Source organism: Mesorhizobium caraganae (assembly GCF_016836705.1).
GTDB lineage: Bacteria > Pseudomonadota > Alphaproteobacteria > Rhizobiales > Rhizobiaceae > Mesorhizobium > Mesorhizobium caraganae.
Window position 1 is genome coordinate 1 of the sequence record NZ_JAFCGY010000135.1, and the last position, 464, is coordinate 464.

Here is a 464-nt window from a genome sequence, read left to right on the forward strand (position 1 = left end):
CGCTTTATCCGACCTGGATTCGCGTAGGCCGGACAAGACGCGCAGCGTCGCCTCCGGCATGGGTACGGATCTACTGCTTCGCCTCAGCAAAACACTGGCTGATGATCTCCAGACCCTGACGGATCTGAGCGTCTTCAATGGTGAGCGGTACAAGGATGCGCAGCACGTTGTTATACGGGCCGCAGGAGAGAAGAATCAGGCCTTTATCGCGGGCACGCGCCACGATCTCGGCGGTGAGTTTGGCGTCCGGTTTGCTGTGATCGCCATCTTCAAACAGCTCGATGGCAATCATCGCTCCCAGCCCGCGTATATCGCCGATCTCCGGGTGTTTTTCGGCTATCGCCAGCAATCCGTCTTTCAGCTTATGCCCCAGGTCGTTGGCTTTTTGCAGCAGATTTTCCTGCTCGAATACCTTTAACACTTCCAGCGCTGCCACGCAGGCAATCGGGTTACCGGCATAGGTG

General features: G+C 57.1%; 1 protein-coding gene. It reads right to left on the reverse strand.

Features of this window, described 5'->3' with window-relative positions; genetic code table 11:
- Positions 1-70: 70 nt before the first annotated feature.
- Positions 71-464 (reverse strand): aminotransferase class III-fold pyridoxal phosphate-dependent enzyme (locus JQK88_RS35645; protein WP_203281272.1); only part of this gene is annotated, 394 nt, incomplete at its 5' end.